The following is an 18,856-nucleotide window of genomic DNA, read 5'->3' as shown; positions in this document are numbered from 1 at the left end:
GCTCGTGGCTGCGCAGGATCCGGTCGAGGACGTCCCGCTGGACGGGGAGAGCATCCGGCTCGGGCAGTTCCTGAAGTTCGCGGGGATTCTCGACTCCGGGGGCGAGGTGAAGGAGGCCGTCGCGGAGGGCTTCGTCAGCGTCAACGGCGAGGTGGACCGCCGTCGCGGGCGGCAGCTCGTGGTCGGCGACGTCGTGGAGTTCGGCGGGCGCCGGTTCCGCGTCGGCGCCTGACGACTCCTCCGGGGCGCGCCCTGCTCCGCCGCGGTGTGCGGCCGGGCGCTGTCCGGAGCGGTGGCGGACGCCACCGGCTCGACGCTTCGCGCCGGTATCGCTCCAACCGCGGATGCCGCGCAAGCAGCTGCTAACTTGGAAGCAATCGACCCCCTCCCAAGCCTCTCCGCGATGCTCACATGGGAGGGGCCTTTTTTATGGGCACCGAGGGGTGGAGTGGCGGATCCGTGTGCGCGGCGAATGCGCTGGGGGCACGTGACCGGGGCGGCCCTGCGTGACAGGCTCGGGGGACACTGACGTCAGGAGCACGCGCATGCAGGTCGGCATCCACTTCATGAACTTCACGCTGCCGGGGGGAAGTGCCGGGATCGCGCCGATCCTCGGGGCGACGGCGCGGACGGCGGAGGACGTCGGCTGCGAGTGGTTCACGCTGATGGACCACTACTTCCAGATGGAGCAGTTCGCGACGAGCGAGGATCCGATGCTCGAGGGGTACACCTCGCTCGGGTTCGTCGCGGGGCGGACGGAGCGGCTGCGGCTGGGGCTGCTGGTGACCGGGGTGACGTACCGGCATCCGGGGCTGCTGGCGAAGATCGTGACGACGCTCGACGTGCTGTCGGGCGGGCGGGCGATGCTCGGCATCGGCGCGGCCTGGTACGAGCGGGAGCACCTCGGGCTCGGTGTGCCGTACCCGGCGCTGAAGGAGCGGTTCGAGCGGCTCGAGGAGACGCTGCAGATCTGCAGGCAGATGTGGAGCGAGGACGACGGGCCGTACTCGGGGACGCACTTCCAGCTCGCCGAGACTCTGAACCACCCGGAGCCGATCCAGCGGCCGGGGCCGCCGATCCTGATCGGCGGGAGCGGGGAGAAGAAGACGCTGCGGCTGGTCGCGGAGTACGGCGACGCGTGCAACCTGTTCGCGATCGGGGCGGAGGGGGTCGCGCACAAGCTCGACGTGCTGCGACGGCACTGCGACGATCTCGGGCGCGACTACGACGCGATCACGAAGACGATCATCGGGGGCGGCGATCCGATCGGGGATCCGGACGGGTTCGTGCGGGCGATGGAGGAGTACGCGGCGCTCGGGATCTCGCTGGTCGAGCTCGCGCCGCAGGGGCCGGACCCGGAGGGGTACGTCGCGCGGCTGGGCGAGGGCGTCGTGGGGCGGCTGGCGGCGATCGGCTGAGGGCGAGCGTGGGTCGGCGTCGACGTGCGCACAACGTCAGCTGAGAGCACCCGGCCTCCTCTGTCGGGGGAGGGACCCCCGTCTCAGCTGACGTTGTGCGCGGGACGGCGGCAGAACATCAGCTGGATGGGCGTCTCATCGCCGATGGGCGATGAGGGCGGCTCTCGGCTGATGTTGTGCGGCGGATCGGAGGGGGTAGGGGTGCTCGGCTGATCGGGTAGGTCTCGATACGCCCCTGCGGGGCTACTCGACCAGCATGAGGGGGGAGTCCGAAGAGCTGGTCTGCTGATGAGGGTGGGTCTCGATACGCCCCTTCGGGGCTGCTCGACCAGCATGTTCTGCAGTCCTTCCGGTTCCGCTGGAGGGGCGCTTCCATGGTGATCGAGTAGGCCCGCAGGGCCGTATCGAGATCCAGGCGGGTCAGGGGGTGGGGGTGCAGCCGCAGGTCTCGCCGAGGACGAGGGTGGTGGGCAGGACGACGTGGCGGACGGGGGCGTCGGCGAGGGACTCGTCGAGCAGCTCGAAGGCGATGCGGGCCATCTCGCGGACGGGGACGGCGACGGTCGTGACGCGGACGCCGCCGAGGAGCGCCTCGCGGATGCCGTCGAAGCCGACGATCGCGAGCTCGTCCGGGACGCGGATCCCCTCCTGCGAGGCGGCGCGGAGGAGGGCGAGGGCGTGCTCGTCGGTCGTGGCGAAGACGGCGCGCGGACGCTCGGCGCGGAGGATCGTGCGGAGGGCGGCCTCGGCCGAGACGCGGTCCATCGGCACGCGGTGCAGGCGGCCGGCGGCGCCTCCGATCGCCTCGGACCAGGAGCGGGCGCGGAGGCCGGACGGGCCGAAGTCGTCGGGGCCGGTCACGCAGTGCACGTCGTCGTGGCCGTGGGCGAGGAGGTGCTCGACCGCGGCTCGCACGCCCTGCTCGTCGTCGAAGACGACGCTGGGCTCGGCGTCGGTGGGGGCCGCGGAGTGCAGGAAGACGCGGGGCGCGGTGTCGGCGGTGCTGAGCGGGTCGATGGTCACGAGGAGGATGCCGGCGGTCCGCAGGTCGGCGAAGGTGCGCTCGTAGCCGCGCTCGACCTCCGGGTCGTACTCGGTGTTGCCGAGGAGGGTCAGCAGGGAGCGGCGGCGAGCCTCGTGCTCGATCTCGCGCGCCAGCTCGCCGAAGAAGGCGTTCGAGGAGTCGGGGACGAGGAGGCCGACGAGGGTGGAGCGGCCGACGCTGAGCGCCTCGGCGAGGGAGTTGCGGCGGTAGCCGAGCTCGGTGATCGCGGACTCGACGCGGGCGCGGAGCTCGGGCGAGACGGGGCGCGGGCCGTTGTTGACGACGTAGCTGACGACGGTGGCGGACGTGCCGGCCGAGCGCGCCACGTCGGCGAGGGTGGGGCGCCGGGAGCGGGTTGGCATCCGGTCAGCTTATGGGGGGGGGGTGGATCTCGATACGCCCGCTGCGCGGGCTACTCGATCAGCATGAACGCGTCCGCTGCGCGGGAGGCTCGGTCGGCATGGGGGCGGCCGCTGCGCGGGGTGCTCGATCGGCGTTGGGTGCGCCGGCTGTGCAAGCTGCCCGTGTGGCTGGGGCGGCCCATGCTGGTCGAGTAGCGCGCAGCGCGTATCGAGACCCACGTGTGCAGGGGGGTGGATCTCGATATGCCCGCTGTGCGGGCTACTCGATCAGCATGAAGGCGTGCCCGATGTGCGGGGTGGTCGGAGGGCGACGGGGAATGTTTCACACGGGCGTAATAAAAGGGCGGGTGGGGGAAACGAGGCGCGACTATGGTCGCGCTAACCGCTTAGAACCGCCGACTCCCCTGGAGCGTCATGCACGCCACCCTCACTCCGCTGCGACGCGCCGCGCTGCCCGCGACGGCGGCCGATGCGACCGGTGACTCGCGGGTCGTCCGGGCGCTGACCCGCACTGCCTGGGCGCAGGCCGTCCTGCGCGCGGTCGCCGCCGCCTCCAACCTCTCCTTCGCGCACACCCGCGTCGCCGTGCTCGGCACCGGGCCGCTCGCCGCCGAGCTGGCGACCAGGACCGCGGCGACGGGCGCGCGCGTGGTCGTCGTCGGCGACGATCCGGTCGCGCTGGTCGAGATCGCCCAGCGCGGGCTCGCGGTCGCGACGACGGAGGCGGCCGAGCTCGGGGACGCGACGATCGCCCTCGCGACGGGCGAGCTGTCGGCGCCGGTCACTGCGGCGCTGCTCGGCGGCGGGGGTCCGCTCCTCCTGGTCGACGCGGCGGAGGAGCACCCGGCGGTCACCGCGGTCACCGACCCGTCCTCGGGGCGACCCGGGATCGACCGGATCGCGGACGCGGACCGCGAGCTCTTCCTCCTCGTGGCGCGCGACGTCGTCGACGGCTCGACGCGCCGCACCCGCGAGCAGCTGTCCGCGCGCTTCGCGGCCGCGGTCGAGGCCGCCCGGGAGCAGGATCCGTCGCCCGACGCCCTGCACGACCGCGCCGACCGCGCCCTGGCCCTGGAGCTGCTGCGATGACCGCGCCGATCCGGGACGCCTCGCTCTGGCGGCAGGGGCAGGACAAGATCGACTGGGCCGCGCGGTTCATGCCCGTCACCCGCGGCATCGCCGGGCAGCTGCGCGAGAGCGGCGCGGTGCGGGGCCTGCGGATCGGGCTGGTGCTCGTGCTCGAGCCGAAGACGGCGACCCTGGCGCTCGAGCTGGCGGCGGCCGGCGCGGACGTCAGCGTGATGTGCGGCGCCTCCAACACCCACGACGACACCGCCGCGGCCCTGCAGCACGCGGGCATCGCGGTCTTCGCCCGCTCCGACGCGAGCGCGGCCGACGACCGGGCGTTCGCGCTGGAGCTGCTCGACCGGCGCCCGGACGTCCTGGTCGACGACGGCTCGTCGGTCACCCGGCTCGCGCACACCGACCGGCCGGCGGTCTTCGAGACCCTGCGCGGGGCGACGGAGGAGACGACCAGCGGCCTGCGTCCGCTGCGGGTGATGGAGCGCGAGGGCGCGCTGCGGATCCCGGTGCTCGCCGTGAACGACGCGCGCTGCAAGACGCTGTTCGACAACCGGCACGGCACGGGGCAGTCGACGCTCCTCACCATGCTCGACCTGCTCGCGACTCCACTCGACCGCGCGCACGTCGTCGTCGCGGGCTTCGGCCCGGTCGGCCGCGGCGTCGCCCAGCACGCCCGCGCCCTCGGCGCCCGGGTGACGATCGCCGAGGTCGACCCGGTCCGCGCGCTCGAGGCGGTCTTCGCCGGCTACGACGTCGACGCGCTGGAGTCGGCGGCCGGCAGCGCCGACCTGCTGATCTCGGCGACCGGCATCGCGCACACGATCGACGTGGAGCACCTCCTCGCGCTGCCGGAGGGGGCGGCCGTGGCCGTCTCGGGCGGAGTCGCGCAGGAGATCGCGATCGACGCGGCGCTCGCCGCGGGGGCGACCCGGCGGAGCATCGGCCACGCGCTGGAGAGCTTCGACCTGCCCAACGGCCGCTCGATCGTCGTGCTCGACGACGGCGGCTGCATCAACTGCACCGCCGGCGAGGGGAACCCGATCGAGATCATGGACCTGTCCTTCGGTGTCCAGCTGGCCGCCGTCGACCTGCTCGCCCGCGAGGCGGGGAGCCTCGCGCCGGCCGTGCACCTGCTGCCGCCCGAGGTCGACGACCGGGTCGCGCGCGCCAAGCTCGACGCGCTCGGCCTCCGCATCGACGCGCCGAGCAGCGCCCAGCGCGACTTCCTCGGCAGCTGGACCTCGACCGGCCGCCGCGCGGCTCCGCAGCGGGACGGGGCGCGCTCGTGACCGAGCTGCTGCGCCTCGAGGGCGTCGGAGTGACCTACCGCAGCGCGACGGAGCCGGCGCTCGTCGACGCGGACTTCTCGGTGTCCAGCGGCGAGGTCGTGCTCGTCGCGGGCCCCTCCGGCTGCGGCAAGAGCACGCTGCTGCGCGTGCTGAACGGCCTGGTGCCGCGCTCCTACCGCGCCGAGGTGACCGGACGGATCGAGGTCGAGGGGCGGGAGGCGACTCCGCTCGCCCTGCGCGACATCTCGGAGGTCGTCGGCACGCTGCTGCAGGACCCGGCCAAGCAGGTCGTCGGGCACAGCGTCCTCGCCGAGATCGCCTTCGGGCTGGAGAACCGCGGGACGCCGCCCGCCGAGATCCGCGAGCGCGCGCTCCGGGTCGCCGAGCGGCTCGGCCTGACGTCGCTGCTCGCCACGCCGCCGCACGAGCTGTCCGGCGGGCAGCTGCAGCTCGTCGCCTTCGCGGGGATCCTGGTGCTCGACCCGCGGGTGATAGTCGTCGACGAGCCCCTGGCGAACCTCGATCCCGATGCGGCCGACGTGCTGCTGCGGGCGGTGCGCGACTACGTCGACGGGGGCGGGGCGGCCGTGATCGTCGAGCACCGGGTCGACGAGGTGCTCGCGCTCGAGCCGGACCGCGTGGTCTACCTCGAGGAGGGGCGGGTGGTCTTCACCGGGGACGTCGCCGGGTTCCTCGCGGTCGCGTCGCCGGAGTCGGTGAAGCTGCCGTTCGAGGCGCTGCTCGCCGGAGCCGTGGGGGAGGAGACCCCCGAGGAGGAGGCGCGGCCCGCGGCCGGCGGCGTGGCCCGGCTGCACTTCGACGGCGCCGAGCTCGGCTACGGCGCGCGGACGATCGTGGCCGCCGTCGACCGCCGCTTCCACGCGGGGGAGCGCGTCGCGATCCTCGGCCGGAACGGCGCCGGCAAGTCGACGCTGATGCGCGCGGCGGTGGGCCTGGTCGCGCCGAGCCGCGGCCGGGTGCTGCTGGAGGACCGGCCGGTGCACGAGCTGACCGCGGCCGAGCTCGTCTCGACCTGCGGCTACCTGTTCCAGAATCCGGGGCAGGCGCTCTTCAGCGAGACGGTCGAGGCGGAGCTGGCCTTCGGGCCGCGCAATCTCGGGGTCCCGGAGGCGGAGATCCCCGCCATCGCGGACGCCGCGCTGCGCGCCGTGTCGCTCGACGACGTGCCGGGGATCCTGCAGCGCCCGCCGCGGACGCTCTCGTTCGGGCAGCAGCGTCGGCTCGCCGTCGCGCTCGCCCTGACCCTGCGGCCGCGCACGCTGATCCTCGACGAGCCGACGGCCGGGCAGGACGAGCGCTCCTCGCGCCACTTCCTCGACGCGGTCTGGGCGATCGACGGCATCGACAGCGTGTACTTCATCACCCACGACATCGACATGGCCCTCGCCCGCGCCGACCGCGTGGTCGTCGTCGACGGCGGCGGGATCGTCGCCGACGCCGGCCCCGCGGAGGTCGTGCACGACCTGTCGCTCTGGCACGGCCCGGGCGTCGACCCCGGGTCCTCCCGCGCGGTGCTGCGCGAGACCGACTTCGTGCGCGCCGCCCGGCGCCACGGACCCGCGAGCGGTCGCCTCCCGCGCCCGCTCGACCTGGCCCGGCGTCTCCGCCGCGCGCAGGACGACCCCGGCAGCTCCTCCGATCCGCGCTCCTCGGATCCGCGCTCCTCGGGCCTGCGCAGCTCCTCCGATCCGCGCAGCTCCGCCCACCCCGGCTCCTCCTCCCCCCTCGAAAGGACACACCCGTGACCGCCACCACCACCTCCACCGCCGCGAAGACCGGCCCCTGGGCCGTCTCCTCGCGGACGATCGTCTTCGGCGCCGTCGGCGCGGCCCTCTACGGCGCTCTCGGGGCGCTCAGCTTCGTGATCCCCGGCACGATGATCTCGATCCGCCCCGCGATCGCGATCATCCCCTTCGTCGGCCTGCGCTTCGGACCCGTCGCCGGCTTCTTCACCGGCGCCGTCGGCAACGCGATCGTCGACCAGATCATGGGCTACGGCTTCCTCACCTACTGGAACTGGAGCATCGCGAACGGCCTCGTCGGCCTGCTCGCCGGCCTGATCGGCTACTACGCCAAGGAGCCGCGCACCACCGGCCGCCAGCTCGTCTGGGCCGCCGCGATCGCGGTCGCCGCGGTCGTCGTCGGGCTGCTCTTCACGGCCACCGACTTCCTGTTCCTCGGTCAGACCTTCCAGTACTGGTTCTTCGGCTCCTACCTCCTGGCGATCCTCGCGACCGGCATCACCGCGGTGATCCTGGTGCCCGTGCTCGACCGGGTCTGGAAGCCGCTGCAGAACCTCGCCGGACGCTGACGGGCGCGCGAGATGGAGGTATCGCCTCGATATCTCGGCGGTGACTCCTTCCTCGGCCGTCGGGATCCGCGCGTGCTCATCCTGGTGCCGGTGATGTTCGTGATCACCGCCAGCCAGGTGCGCGATCTGCGCTGGATGGCGGCGCTCGCCGTGGTGGCGTTCGCGTACTACTTCAGCGCGCGGATCCCGTTCCGCGAGATCCGCTCGAACTGGGCGGTCGTGGCGGTGTTCGTGCTGGTCTTCGCGGGCATCAACGGACTCATCGTCGGCGCGACCGGCAGCGGCGAGCCCGAGGCCGGCGCGACGCTGTTCACGGTGCCGGTGGTCGGCCTGGCGATCACGGAGGGGGCGGTGTCGTACGCGGTCAACCTGCTCCTGCGCTTCCTCTCCCTGGTCGCGGTCGGCTTCCCGCTCGCGTTCGCGATCCGCCCCGGCGACCTGGCGGTCGCGTTCGCGCGGCTCGGGGTGCCGGCGCGGTTCGCCTACGGGATCGACCTGACCTTCAAGTTCCTGCCCAGCGCGGCCTCGAACCTGCAGGAGACCGCGGCGGCCCAGCGGCTGCGCGGCTACGAGCGGGCGCAGACGAGGAATCCGGTCCGGCGCCTGCGCGAGGTGGCGCCGCTGATGGTGCCCGTCACCATCTCGTCGTTCGTCGACGCGGAGGACACGGTCGACGCGCTCGATCTGCGCGGCTTCGGGACGCGCAAGCGCACCTGGCTGCGGGAGATCCGCTACACCCCGATCGACTGGACGGTCACGCTCGCGGCGCTGCTGCTGGCGGTCGCGGCGACCACGGCGAGCCTCACCGGCACGATGCCGTCGGCGTGGATCCCGTGAGCGGCGCGGTCTCGCTCGGGCGCGAGGAAGCGGTGAGCGCCACGGCGGTGCTCACCGTGCACAGCGCGCCGTGGGTGCTGCCCGTCGCGGGCGAGCCTGTGCGGGACGGAGCGGTGGCCGTGCGCGGCGAGCGGATCGTCGCGGTCGGGCCGCGGGACGAGGTGCTGGCGTCGCTCCGCGACGAGGGTCCGGCGGTGCACGAGTGGCGGGGCGCGATCGTCCCGGGACTCGTCAACGCGCACTCGCACCTGCAGTACACCTGCATGTCCGCGGTGGGCGCGGGCCGGTACGCCGGCTTCGAGGACTGGTCGCGCGCCTTCCAGGAGGTCTACGAGCAGCCGCACGACTGGGGCGCGTCCGCCGCCGCGGGCCTGGAGATCGCGGTCTCGACCGGGACGACGGCGATCGCCGACATCGTCACCGACCTCGACGCGCTGCGTGTGCTCGAGGACGGCCGCGTGCACGGGATCGCCTACTGGGAGCTGATGAGCCTCCTCGAGGACGACTGGCGCGGCAGTGGCCGGGCGATCACGGCGGAGCTGGTGCGCACCTCCGGAGTCACCCGCATCGGGCTCTCGCCGCACGCGCCGTACTCGCTGGACACCCCGGTGCTGAGCGACCTGACCGGGCTCTCGCAGGAGCTCGGCGTGCGCCGGCACCTGCACCTGGCCGAGTCGGCGTGGGAGGCGGAGTACACGATGCACGGCCGCGGCGACCTGGCGGAGCAGTGGCGGCGCTGGGGCTACGACGGCTTCCACCTGCTGCGCAACGGCGGGAGCGCGCTGCGCCCGGTGGCATACGCCGAGACGATCGGCGCGCTCGGCGACGACGTGCACATCGCGCACGGGATCTACGTGGACGCGGACGACCGGGCGACGCTGCGGCGCACCGGCACCTCGGTCGCGCTCTGCCCGCGCTCGAACGCGGTGATCGGGCTGGACGAGGCGCCGGTCGCCGACTACCTGCGCGAGGGGAACGCGATCGCGGTGGGGACGGACTCGCTGTCGTCGACGCCGTCGCTCGACCTGCTCGGGGACGTGGCCGAGCTGCACCGGATCGCGCGGGAGCAGGGATACGCGGGGCGCGATCTGCACGCGCGGCTGCTGGCCGCGGCGACGCTCGGCGGGGCGGTCGCGATGGGGGCGGCGAGCGGTGCGGAGGCGATCGGGACGCTCGTGCCCGGGGCGCTCGCGGATCTCGCGGTGCTCGGTGTGTCCGGGCGCTCCGCCGACGACGTCGTGGCGACGATCGTCGAAGCCGGCGAGGGGACAGCCCTCGCCACGATCATCTCCGGGGAGGTCCGATGGCGGGCGCAGATCTGAGCGGGTTCGTCGACCGGCTGAGCGTGGACGGCCGGGTGCTCGAGCGGGTGCGGCGGCCGGCGCTCGCCGAGTCGATGGGGCTGGAGCCGCATCCGGAGGGCGGCTGGTACCGGCGGACGTGGGAGTCGCCGGAGCGGCTGACGCTGCTGGGCGCCGACGGCTCGGTGCGCGAGCGGCCGGCGGCGACGCTGATCGTGTTCCTGCTGCCGGCGGGCGAGGCGTCGGCCTGGCACCGGGTGTCGTCGGCGGAGACGTGGATCTGGAACGGGCCGGGCCGGGTGGCGCTGCAGTACGGCGGGCTCGGCGAGGAGCCGGCGGAGGGCGAGACGGTCGTGCTCGGCTCGGCCTTCGAGGGGCTGCCGGTGCAGGCGCTGGTGCCGGCCGACGTGTGGCAGCGGACGCTGCCCTCGGCGGAGGACGCGGTGGTGAGCTGCCTGGTCTCGCCGGGCTTCGACTTCGCCGACTTCTCGATGCCGGAGTAGCGCGGGCTCGATCCGCCGCCGGTGGCGGCTGCTCGACCGGCGTGGATCGCGCGCGGACCTCAGGCATGGTGATCCGCGGGTGGAGCTCCGCACAACATCAGCTGAGACGAGGGGGCCTCCTCCGACAGCGGACGCCACCCCTTCTCAGCTGATGTTGTGCGGAGCGGAGGGAGGAGTCCGCGGAACGCGGCCCCTTCATGCCGATCGGGCAGCCCGCACAGCGGGCATCGAGATCCACGTGTGCAGGCGGGTGGGTCTCGATACGCCGCCGGTGGCGGCTACTCGACCAGCATGGAGAGCGCGCAGCGGCGGATCGGGATCCGGCGCCGTCAGCTCGAGGACTCGCGGGGGACGAGGCGCACCGGCATCGAGCGGACGCCCGGCGTCGCGCGGCCGTGGATGGCGTGGGAGAGCTCCTCGGCGGCCGCGCGGCCGAGGGCCTCGAGCTGCATGTCGATGCTGGTGAGCGGGGGGCGGGCGGCCTCGACGAGCAGGTCCCAGTTGTCGAAGCCGACCACGGCGACGTCGCGGGGCAGGGAGCGCCCGCTCTCGCGCAGGTGGTCGAGGGCGCCGCGCGCGATCTGGTCGCTCGCGCAGATGATCGCGTCGAGGTCCGGATGCGCCGCGAGCAGCGTCTCGGCGCACTGCCGCCCCCAGCTCTCCGACCACTGCCCGTAGAGCACGTCGCCGCCGATCAGCGGGAGCCCCGCCTCCGCCAGCGCCCGCTCGACCCCGCGGGCCCGGTCGTGCGCGGCGGAGTAGCTGGGCTCGCCGTTGATCAGCGCGACGCGGGTGCGCCCCCGCTCGATCAGGTGCCGGGCGGCGAGCGCGCCGGCGAGCGTGTTGTCGGGGGTGAACGACGAGTCGCGCTCGTCCTCGGAGGGCGCGTAGGCGTAGACCACGGGGACGGGGATCGTCGCGGTGATCGACGGGCGCGGGTTCGTGGTCCGGCCGAGCACGACGATGCCGTCCACGCGCTTGGCCAGCAGGTTCTTGATGTGGTGCTGCTCGCGGATGGAGTCGCCGCGGGCGTCGCAGAGGAGCACCGAGGTGGAGCCGGCGCCGAACGCGTCCTCGGCGCCCAGCAGCACCGGCAGCACGAAGCGATTGTCGAGGTCGTTGGTGAGCATCCCGATCGTGCCGGTGCGCCGCGAGTTGAGGGCCTGGGCGAACGGGTTCGGCGTGAAGGAGAGCGCGGCGGCGGCGTCGAGCACCTTCTGGCGCGTCTCGGCCCGCACCTGGTCGCGGCCGTTCAGCGCCTTCGAGGCGGTGGCGATCGAGACTCCGGCCTCCCGCGCGACGTCGGTCAGCGTGATGGTGCCCGTGGGCTTGCGCGGCGCGATGACGTCCTCCTGCTCCGGGCGCCGGCGGGCGCCCCGGTCGATCCTCGCACAGCACGGGGCGAACCGAAAAGACCGAAAACGCGCCGCCTCTTGACTCGCTCTCTCCGCGGTGTCTAGGTTGATCCCGCAGAAAGTAGTTTCGGTCCGGCACCTCCGCCGGCGCCGAGGACGCCACGACCCGTCAACGACGAAGGGAACATCCGCGATGAAGAGGAAGCACGCTCGGGGCCTCGCCGCCGCCGTCCTGCTCGGGACCGCCGCAGCGGCACTGACCGGCTGCGCAGGAGGCTCGGGCGGCGACGCCTCCGCCGCCGGCGGCACGTACACGTTCTGGGACCCGTACCCCCAGTTCGACGAGTCGTCCGACTGGGCGAAGCTCATCGACTCCTGCGGCACCGACGCCGGCGTCACGATCGAGCGCACCGGCTACGACACGACCGACCTGACCAACAAGGCGCTCCTCGCCGGTCAGCAGGGCAGCTCGCCGGACATCCTGCTCGTCGACAACCCCGTCGTCTCCACGCTCGCCGAGTCGGGCATCCTGACCACCACCGCCGAGAACGGCCTCGAGACCGGCGACATCGATGCCAACATCCTGGCCGCGGGCGAGACCGGCAGCGACACCTTCGGCGTCCCGATCGGCGCCAACACGCTCGCGCTGTACTACAACAAGACGGTGCTGGCCACGGCCGGCGTCGACGTCTCGTCGATCACCGACTGGGCGAGCCTCACCAGCGCGCTCGAGAAGGTCACCGCCTCGGGCGGCAAGGGCATCACGTTCTCCGCCATCGGCACCGAGGAGGGCACCTTCCAGTTCCTGCCGTGGTTCTGGGGCTCCGGCGCCGAGCTGACCGAGCTCGACTCGGACGCCGCGGTCGACGCGGTCTCGCTCTGGACCGACTGGCTCGACAAGGGCTACGCGCCCAACTCCGTGATCGGCAACACCCAGACCACCAGCTGGCAGGAGTTCGAGACCGGCGAGTACGCGTTCGGCGAGAACGGCACCTGGCAGCTCGCCAACGCCAAGGCGTCCGGCATCGACTACGGCGTCCTCACCATCCCCGCGAAGGACGGCGGCTCGGCCCCCGCTCCGACCGGCGGCGAGTTCCTCACCCTGCCCGTGCAGAAGGACACCGCGCGCTACGAGACCTCGGCGGCGATCGCCGAGTGCCTCACCTCGACGGACAACCTGGTGACGACCGACAACACGCTGTCGTACATCGCGCCGACGGCCGCCGCGCAGGAGGCGCAGGTCGCCGGGAACGCCGACCTCGCTCCCTGGGTCGAGGCGGTCCAGGCCGCGAAGGGCCGCACCTCGGACGACCTCGGGACGAAGTACCCGAAGATCTCCGAGCAGCTCTGGTCGGCCGTGCAGACCGCGCTGAGCGGCTCGCAGTCGCCCGCCGACGCCCTGAAGGCCGCGCAGTCGGCGGCGGCCTCCGCCACGCAGTGATGACCACCGCCACTGAGACGGCGCGGCTGCTGCGCCGCGAGGCCGACCCCCGGGTCGCGCCCGTCGCGGCGCAGCCGCCGCGGCGGCGCCGGCGCCCGGGCGGGCAGCTCGCGGCGTGGGCGTTCCTCGCGCCGCTCGTCGTCTACCTGCTCGTCTTCTACGCCTTCCCGCTCTACCGCAACCTCGAGCTGAGCCTGAAGGACTACACGGTCCGCTCCTTCGTCCAGGGCAACGCCCCGTTCGTCTGGTTCGACAACTACGCGCAGGTCTTCCGGGACCCGACGTTCGGCCCGGCGCTGCTGCACACCGCGGTGTTCACGGGGGTGTCGCTGATCTTCCAGTTCACGCTGGGGCTCGCGCTCGCCGTGTTCTTCTACCGCCGCTTCCCGCTCGCGAGCACGCTCCGGGCGCTGTTCCTGGTGCCGTGGCTGCTGCCGCTGATCGTCTCGGCCTCGACCTGGTCGTGGATGCTGAACAGCGACTCCGGGATCGTCAACGCGTTCCTCGAGTCGTTCGGGATCGGCCAGATCAACTGGCTGACCTCGCCGGCGACCTCGCTGATCGCGGTGCTGATCGCCAACATCTGGATCGGCATCCCGTTCAACCTGGTCATCCTCTACTCCGGGCTGCAGAACATCTCGCAGGACCTCTACGAGGCGGCCTCGCTCGACGGCGCGACCGGCGCGCAGCAGTTCTGGCGGATCACGCTGCCGCTGCTGCGCCCGGTGTCGGCGATCACGATCCTGCTCGGCCTCGTCTACACGCTGAAGGTGTTCGACATCATCTGGATCATGACGAAGGGCGGGCCGGCCGACTCGTCGACGACGCTCGCGACGTGGACCTACCAGCTCGGCTTCGGCTCGATGCTGCCGGACTTCGGCCCGGCCGCGGCGGTCGGCAACCTGCTGATCATCCTCGCGCTGGTCTTCGGCCTCGTGTACATCCGCGTCCAGCGCAAGCAGGCCGACGCATGACCGCGCGGCGCCCCTGGTGGCTGACCGCCGTCGGCGTCCTGCTCACCGCGGTGATGCTGTTCCCGGTCTACTGGATGATCAACGTCTCGCTCACGCCGACGGGGTCGATGCGCAAGGATCCGCCGGACTGGTTCCCCTTCGCCCCGACCTTCTCGGGCTACCAGGCCGTGGTGAGCGAGCAGCTGCCGTACCTCGGCACCAGCCTGATCGTCGGGCTCGGAACCGTCCTGCTGACCGTGGCGATCGCCGCTCCGGCCGCGTACTCGCTCGCGAAGCTGCGGCCGCGCGGCGGGCAGGGCCTCTCGTTCGTGCTGCTGATCGCGCAGATGATCCCGGCGATCATCATGGCGATGGGCTTCTACGCCATCTACCTCAACCTCGGGCTGCTGAACTCGATCCCCGGGCTGATCGTGGCCGACTCCACCATCGCGGTGCCGTTCGGCGTGCTGATCTTCACCGCGTTCATGTCGGGCATCCCCGACGAGCTGACCCAGGCCGCGCGGATGGACGGCGCGAGCGCGTGGCGCACCTTCACCTCGGTGATCATGCCGATCAGCCGCAACTCCGTCGTCACGGTGTCGCTCTTCGCGTTCCTCTGGGCCTGGTCGGACTTCATCTTCGCGTCGACCCTCGACAGCGGCGGGAAGCTCCAGCCGATCACGCTCGGCATCTACAAGTACATCGGCAACAACAACCAGGAGTGGAACTCGATCATGGCGACCGCCGTGGTCGCCTCCCTCCCGGCCGCCGTCCTCCTCGTCGTCGCTCAGCGGTACGTCTCGGCGGGCGTCACCGCCGGCGCCGTCAAGGACTGACCCTCTTCCTCCCTAGGAGATCCCGTGACCCTGACCACCTCCGTCGCCCTCGGCGGCCCCGTCGCGCCGACCGCCGGCGTCCTCCGTCCGCTCCGCCAGGACGAGATCCGCCTGACCGGCGGCTTCTGGCAGCACTACCAGCAGCTCGGCGCCGAGGCCGTGATCGGCCACTGCCTGAGCTGGATCGAGCGGGTCGGCTGGGCCGGCAACTTCGATCGCGCCGCGGCGGGCACGATCTCGTCGGCGTCCGGCGGCGACCAGCACGCGGGGATCGAGTTCGTCGACTCGGAGGTCTACAAGCTGCTCGAGGCGATGGCCTGGGAGCTCGGCCGCTCGCAGGATCCGGCGCTCGCCGCGCAGTACGACGCGCTGGTGCGGCGCGTCGCCGCTGCCCAGGACGCGGACGGCTACCTGCACACGAGCTTCGGCCGGCCGGGGCAGCGCGCGCGCTACTCCGATCTGGAGTGGGGGCACGAGCTGTACAGCTTCGGGCACCTGATCCAGGCGGCCGTGGCGCGGCTGCGCACCGGTCACGACGACCTGCTGCCGGCCGTCGCGCGGCGTCTCGCCGACCACGTGATCGACGTGTTCGGGGCGGAGGGGCGGATCGCGGTCTGCGGGCACCCCGAGATCGAGCCGGCGCTCGCCGAGCTCGCCCGCGCCACCGGCGACGGGCGCTATCTCGAGCAGGCGCGGCTCTTCGTCGAGCGACGCGGCACGGGGACGCTCGGTGCGGTGCAGTACGGGGCCGAGTACTTCCAGGACGACGTGCCGGTGCGCTCGGCGGACGTGCTGCGCGGCCACGCGGTGCGCGCGCTGTACCTGGCCGCGGGGGCGCTCGACGTCGCCGTGGAGACCGGCGACGCGGAGCTCGAGGCCGCCGTGCAGCGGCAGTGGGCGGCGACGGTCGCGCGGCGCACCTACCTGACCGGCGGGATGGGCTCGCACCACCAGGACGAGGCGTTCGGCGCCGACTACGAGCTGCCGCCGGACCGCGCCTACGCCGAGACCTGTGCGGCCATCGCGTCGAACATGCTGAGCTGGCGGCTCCTGCTGCGCTCGGACGACGCGGCCTACGCCGATCTGATGGAGCGGACGCTGCTGAACGCGGTGCTGCCCTCGACGCGCGAGGACGGGCGCGCCTTCTTCTACACGAACACGCTGCAGCAGCGGGTCGACGGGGTGGCGCCGGACGAGAGCGTGGAGACCGACCGGGCGCAGTCGAGCCTGCGGGCGCCGTGGTTCTGGGTGTCCTGCTGCCCGACCAACATGGCGCGGACCCTCGCGAGCGTCGAGCTGAGCTTCGCGACGGCGACGGACGACGGGGTGCAGCTGCACCAGTACGGCGCGTACCGGGTGACCACGGGCGACGTGGCGCTCGAGGTGGTGACGGACTACCCGGAGGACGGGGAGATCGCGGTGCGGATCCTGGCGGATGCGGAGTTCGCGCTGACGCTGCGGATCCCGCCGTTCGCGCGCGGGTCGGCGCTGCTGGACGGGCGGCCGGTGGACGGCGCCCTCTCGACGGTGACGGTGCGGCGGGCGTTCGCGGCCGGCGACGTGGTGCGGCTGTCGCTGCCGATGCCGGCGCGCTTCGTGACGCCGCACCCGCGGATCGACGCGGTGCGCGGCCAGGTCGCGGTGGAGCGCGGGCCGTTCGTGCTGGCGCTGGAGTCGCTGGAGCTGCCCGACGGCCTCGACACGGAGCACGTCGCGGTCGACCCCTCGGTGGAGCCGGTCGCAACCGGCGACGGCGCCCGGGTGGCGCTCGTCCGCCGCGACACCGCGGCGTCCGCGTGGCCCTACTCCGTGCCGACCGAGCTCGGCGACCACTTCACCGCGGACTTCCGCCCCTACTACCGCTGGGCCAACCGCGGCCCCTCCACGATGCGCATCTGGACCCCGACCCTCTGACCCCCTGCCTGCCCTCTCCCTCCCCGCGAGATGCCACTTGTGCTCGCCTTTCACGGCGTGTCGCGCGCACAAGTGGCATCTCGCGGCGCGGGGACGGGTGGTGTGGGCGGGGGCGGGGAGCGCGTGAGGGAATCGGCGAGCGACCGAGCTTGTTTTCACGCTGAAAGCATTCTTTTCTGTACAGTGAAAAAATGCGATCGCTGGACGACGTCGCGCACGAAGCGCTTGCACAGGCACTGCCGGAGTCGGTGGCGGTGCTGGAGACCGAGGGCGCAGGCGCTGTCGTACGACTCCGCACCGGCGAGCGGATCCCCGTTCTCGTCCGGTGGGCAGGAGCCGGCTACCCGAGGGACGTCGACCGCGCGTTGAGAAGCGGACCGACCGATCCACCTCTGCTTCTCGTTGCGGAAGCGATCTCTCCCGGAGCGCGAGAGATGCTGGCCGAGCGCGGAGTGGGGTGGGTCGGCCTCGACGGATCGATGCTGATCGAGCTGGACGGAAAGGTGTACATCGAACGCAGAACGGCCGCGGTCGACACGGGAGCGCGCCGTACTGGGGCCGTTCGATGGACGCCGTCCACGGCGGATGTCGCCGAGACTCTCCTGTCGAGCCTCGTGCCGACGGAGCCCGGCCGGCCGGCCGGTGATGTCGTCCCACTCGTGCAGTACCTCGCCGGTCGCTCTGCTCGCTCCCTCGGTGCCGTGTCCAGGGCGCTCCGGGATTTCGAGGATCAGGGCTGGATCGTCCCCTCTGACGAAGGAGCCGTGCGCTCGCGAGGACGGCGTCCGGCTCGCAGGATCGACGATCCGGGTGCGCTGCTGGACGCGTGGGCGGGCTATGAGAGAACCCTGTCGGGGGGTCGAGGCTTCCATGTCCTCGAACGCGACCCCGAGACGACCGCGGCACGCATCGCTGAGCTCTTCGGCGATGACGTCGTCTTCGGGGGCCTCCTCGCCGCGGACCGGATCGCGCCGTACTCGACCGGAATCTCGGTCGTGCGGTGTCATATCGACGGGCGGATCAACTCGCAGTCGTTCGACGAGCTGGCCAGGGAGGCAGGACTGACGCCGACGAGGGCTGGGGCCAGGGTCGTCGTCTCGACGGCTCGCCCTCCGGTCTTCACCGCTTCGACCGTCGACAGCGGGCTTCGCATCGTCGATCCGATCAGGGCCTACGTCGATCTGCTCCGCGACAGCATTCGCGGGGAAGAGCCCGCCGAGCACCTCCGACGTCTCGCGATCGGGTTCTGATCCATGACGCAGGCGGAGCGGAATCGTCGCACTCGCACCCTGGCGGAGAGGGCGCTGCTCCGCCTTCTCGATGCTGCGGGAGAGCATTGGCGGGATCTGGTCGTCATCGGCGGTCTCGTCCCTGACCTGATCGTCGAGTCCGACGACGTGCACCAGGGGACGAGTGACGTCGACGTGGTCCTCGACGTGGGGGTCGTCTACGACCGCGACGAGAAGGACTTCTCCTGGTTGGAGGCGGCGCTCGGTGCAGCCGGTTTCCTGCCCGTCGATGCTGCGGGGGACTGGAACGGGACGACGGAGGTCGAGGGCGCTGTCGTCGTCCTCCAGGTGCTCGTCGATGTCGACGACTCGCTGCTGCCGATCGTCCTGCCGGGTGCTCCGCGGGTCAACGCCATGAACGTCCGTGGCCCTCGTCCTGCGCTCCGCGACGCGCAGGTCGTCTCGCTCGCGGGACGGCAGGTGCGCGTCGCCGCGCTCGGCTCCTATCTCGCTGCGAAAGCAGCCGCGATCCTGGGCCGAGATGCCGAGAAGGACCTCTACGACTTCGCGTTCGTCATCATCCAGGCCGAGCGGTCGGATCCCGGTCGCGCGGCTCGGGCGGTGTCGGCGGCGACGGAGCATGATCGGCTGCTGCTCGTTCTCGCGGCGTGCGATCCCTTCGCCTCCGCTTCCGGTGACGGGAGTGAGGCGTACGCGCGGCTCGCCGCCGCCGCCGGCGTCCAGGACGAGACGGAGGCACTCGCGCTCGACGCGTGGGCCGCCGTCACGGCGTTCCGCTCGGGTCTCACCGCTTCGTGAAGCAGGATCACCTCACTTCGAGGGCCGATCGCACTGTCCGACAGGCAGGCGCACTCCCCGCGAGATGCCACTTGTGCACGCCTTTCACGGCGTGTCGTGTGCACAAGTGGCATCTCGCGGCGGGGGACGGCTCGCGGCG

Annotated in this window: 17 protein-coding genes; 15 read left to right on the top strand and 2 right to left on the bottom strand. The window is 72.5% G+C overall.

Annotation, left to right across the window (positions count from 1 at the left end; translation table 11 throughout):
- Nucleotides 1-4 precede the first annotated feature (4 nt).
- On the top strand, nt 5-232 hold the full coding sequence (locus HQQ82_RS14050; protein ID WP_173234259.1) for an RNA-binding S4 domain-containing protein: 228 nt from the start codon (nt 5-7) through the stop codon (nt 230-232).
- A 313-nt stretch (nt 233-545) separates the two neighbouring features.
- A complete protein-coding gene (locus HQQ82_RS14045; protein ID WP_173234257.1) occupies nt 546-1,418 on the top strand; it encodes an LLM class F420-dependent oxidoreductase in 873 nt (290 codons plus the stop codon).
- A 420-nt stretch (nt 1,419-1,838) separates the two neighbouring features.
- Here the strand turns inward: HQQ82_RS14045 and HQQ82_RS14040 are convergent, their stop codons facing one another.
- Nucleotides 1,839-2,825, bottom strand: coding sequence for a LacI family DNA-binding transcriptional regulator (locus HQQ82_RS14040; RefSeq protein ID WP_173234255.1), 987 nt, complete (start codon nt 2,823-2,825; stop codon nt 1,839-1,841).
- Between the two features lie 414 nt (nt 2,826-3,239).
- On the opposite strand from HQQ82_RS14040, the gene HQQ82_RS14035 reads away from it, so the two are divergent.
- The 7 genes from HQQ82_RS14035 (at nt 3,240) to HQQ82_RS14005 (ending at nt 10,170) form a co-directional block, all read left to right on the top strand.
- Nucleotides 3,240-3,914, top strand: coding sequence for a hypothetical protein (locus HQQ82_RS14035; protein ID WP_173234253.1), 675 nt, complete (start codon nt 3,240-3,242; stop codon nt 3,912-3,914).
- Nucleotides 3,911-5,197, top strand: a complete 1,287-nt coding sequence (locus HQQ82_RS14030; RefSeq protein WP_173234251.1) for an adenosylhomocysteinase — start codon at nt 3,911-3,913, stop codon at nt 5,195-5,197. Before HQQ82_RS14035 ends, HQQ82_RS14030 begins: the two co-directional genes overlap by 4 nt.
- Nucleotides 5,194-6,963, top strand: a complete 1,770-nt coding sequence (locus tag HQQ82_RS14025; protein ID WP_173234249.1) for an ABC transporter ATP-binding protein — start codon at nt 5,194-5,196, stop codon at nt 6,961-6,963. The genes HQQ82_RS14030 and HQQ82_RS14025 overlap by 4 nt, the downstream gene beginning before the upstream one ends.
- Nucleotides 6,960-7,529: an ECF transporter S component gene (locus tag HQQ82_RS14020; protein WP_173234247.1), complete on the top strand. Its 570-nt coding sequence runs from the start codon at nt 6,960-6,962 to the stop codon at nt 7,527-7,529. The genes HQQ82_RS14025 and HQQ82_RS14020 overlap by 4 nt, the downstream gene beginning before the upstream one ends.
- A gap of 72 nt (nt 7,530-7,601) precedes the next feature.
- A complete protein-coding gene (locus HQQ82_RS14015; RefSeq protein ID WP_173234245.1) occupies nt 7,602-8,366 on the top strand; it encodes an energy-coupling factor transporter transmembrane component T in 765 nt (254 codons plus the stop codon).
- On the top strand, nt 8,354-9,688 hold the full coding sequence (locus HQQ82_RS14010; RefSeq protein WP_367947953.1) for an amidohydrolase family protein: 1,335 nt from the start codon (nt 8,354-8,356) through the stop codon (nt 9,686-9,688). The genes HQQ82_RS14015 and HQQ82_RS14010 overlap by 13 nt, the downstream gene beginning before the upstream one ends.
- A complete protein-coding gene (locus tag HQQ82_RS14005; RefSeq protein WP_173234243.1) occupies nt 9,670-10,170 on the top strand; it encodes a cupin domain-containing protein in 501 nt (166 codons plus the stop codon). Before HQQ82_RS14010 ends, HQQ82_RS14005 begins: the two co-directional genes overlap by 19 nt.
- A gap of 329 nt (nt 10,171-10,499) precedes the next feature.
- Here HQQ82_RS14005 and HQQ82_RS14000 read toward each other — a convergent pair whose 3' ends face one another.
- Nucleotides 10,500-11,480 (bottom strand): LacI family DNA-binding transcriptional regulator, encoded by a 981-nt coding sequence (locus tag HQQ82_RS14000; protein ID WP_216848641.1) that lies wholly within the window; start codon nt 11,478-11,480, stop codon nt 10,500-10,502.
- Nucleotides 11,481-11,718: 238 nt separating this feature from the next.
- On the opposite strand from HQQ82_RS14000, the gene HQQ82_RS13995 reads away from it, so the two are divergent.
- The 6 genes from HQQ82_RS13995 to HQQ82_RS13970 all read left to right on the top strand — a co-directional run bounded on the left by HQQ82_RS13995 (nt 11,719) and on the right by HQQ82_RS13970 (nt 18,717).
- Entirely contained in the window at nt 11,719-12,966 is a 1,248-nt protein-coding gene (locus HQQ82_RS13995; RefSeq protein WP_173234241.1) for an extracellular solute-binding protein, read from the top strand.
- The gene (locus tag HQQ82_RS13990; RefSeq protein WP_173234239.1) at nt 12,966-13,940 is read left to right on the top strand and encodes a carbohydrate ABC transporter permease; all 975 of its coding nucleotides are present in this window, start codon (nt 12,966-12,968) and stop codon (nt 13,938-13,940) included. The genes HQQ82_RS13995 and HQQ82_RS13990 overlap by 1 nt, the downstream gene beginning before the upstream one ends.
- Nucleotides 13,937-14,755 (top strand): carbohydrate ABC transporter permease, encoded by an 819-nt coding sequence (locus HQQ82_RS13985; RefSeq protein WP_173234237.1) that lies wholly within the window; start codon nt 13,937-13,939, stop codon nt 14,753-14,755. The genes HQQ82_RS13990 and HQQ82_RS13985 overlap by 4 nt, the downstream gene beginning before the upstream one ends.
- 24 nt (nt 14,756-14,779) lie before the next feature.
- Nucleotides 14,780-16,669, top strand: coding sequence for a beta-L-arabinofuranosidase domain-containing protein (locus HQQ82_RS13980; protein ID WP_173234235.1), 1,890 nt, complete (start codon nt 14,780-14,782; stop codon nt 16,667-16,669).
- Between the two features lie 191 nt (nt 16,670-16,860).
- Entirely contained in the window at nt 16,861-17,919 is a 1,059-nt protein-coding gene (locus tag HQQ82_RS13975; protein ID WP_173234234.1) for a hypothetical protein, read from the top strand.
- 3 nt (nt 17,920-17,922) lie between these two features.
- The gene (locus HQQ82_RS13970) at nt 17,923-18,717 is read left to right on the top strand and encodes a hypothetical protein (protein WP_173234232.1); all 795 of its coding nucleotides are present in this window, start codon (nt 17,923-17,925) and stop codon (nt 18,715-18,717) included.
- The last annotated feature ends 139 nt before the right edge of the window (nt 18,718-18,856 follow it).

Source organism: Rathayibacter sp. VKM Ac-2856 (genome assembly GCF_013205055.1).
Lineage (GTDB): Bacteria > Actinomycetota > Actinomycetes > Actinomycetales > Microbacteriaceae > Rathayibacter.
This window is presented reverse-complemented; position numbering and strand designations above follow the sequence as displayed.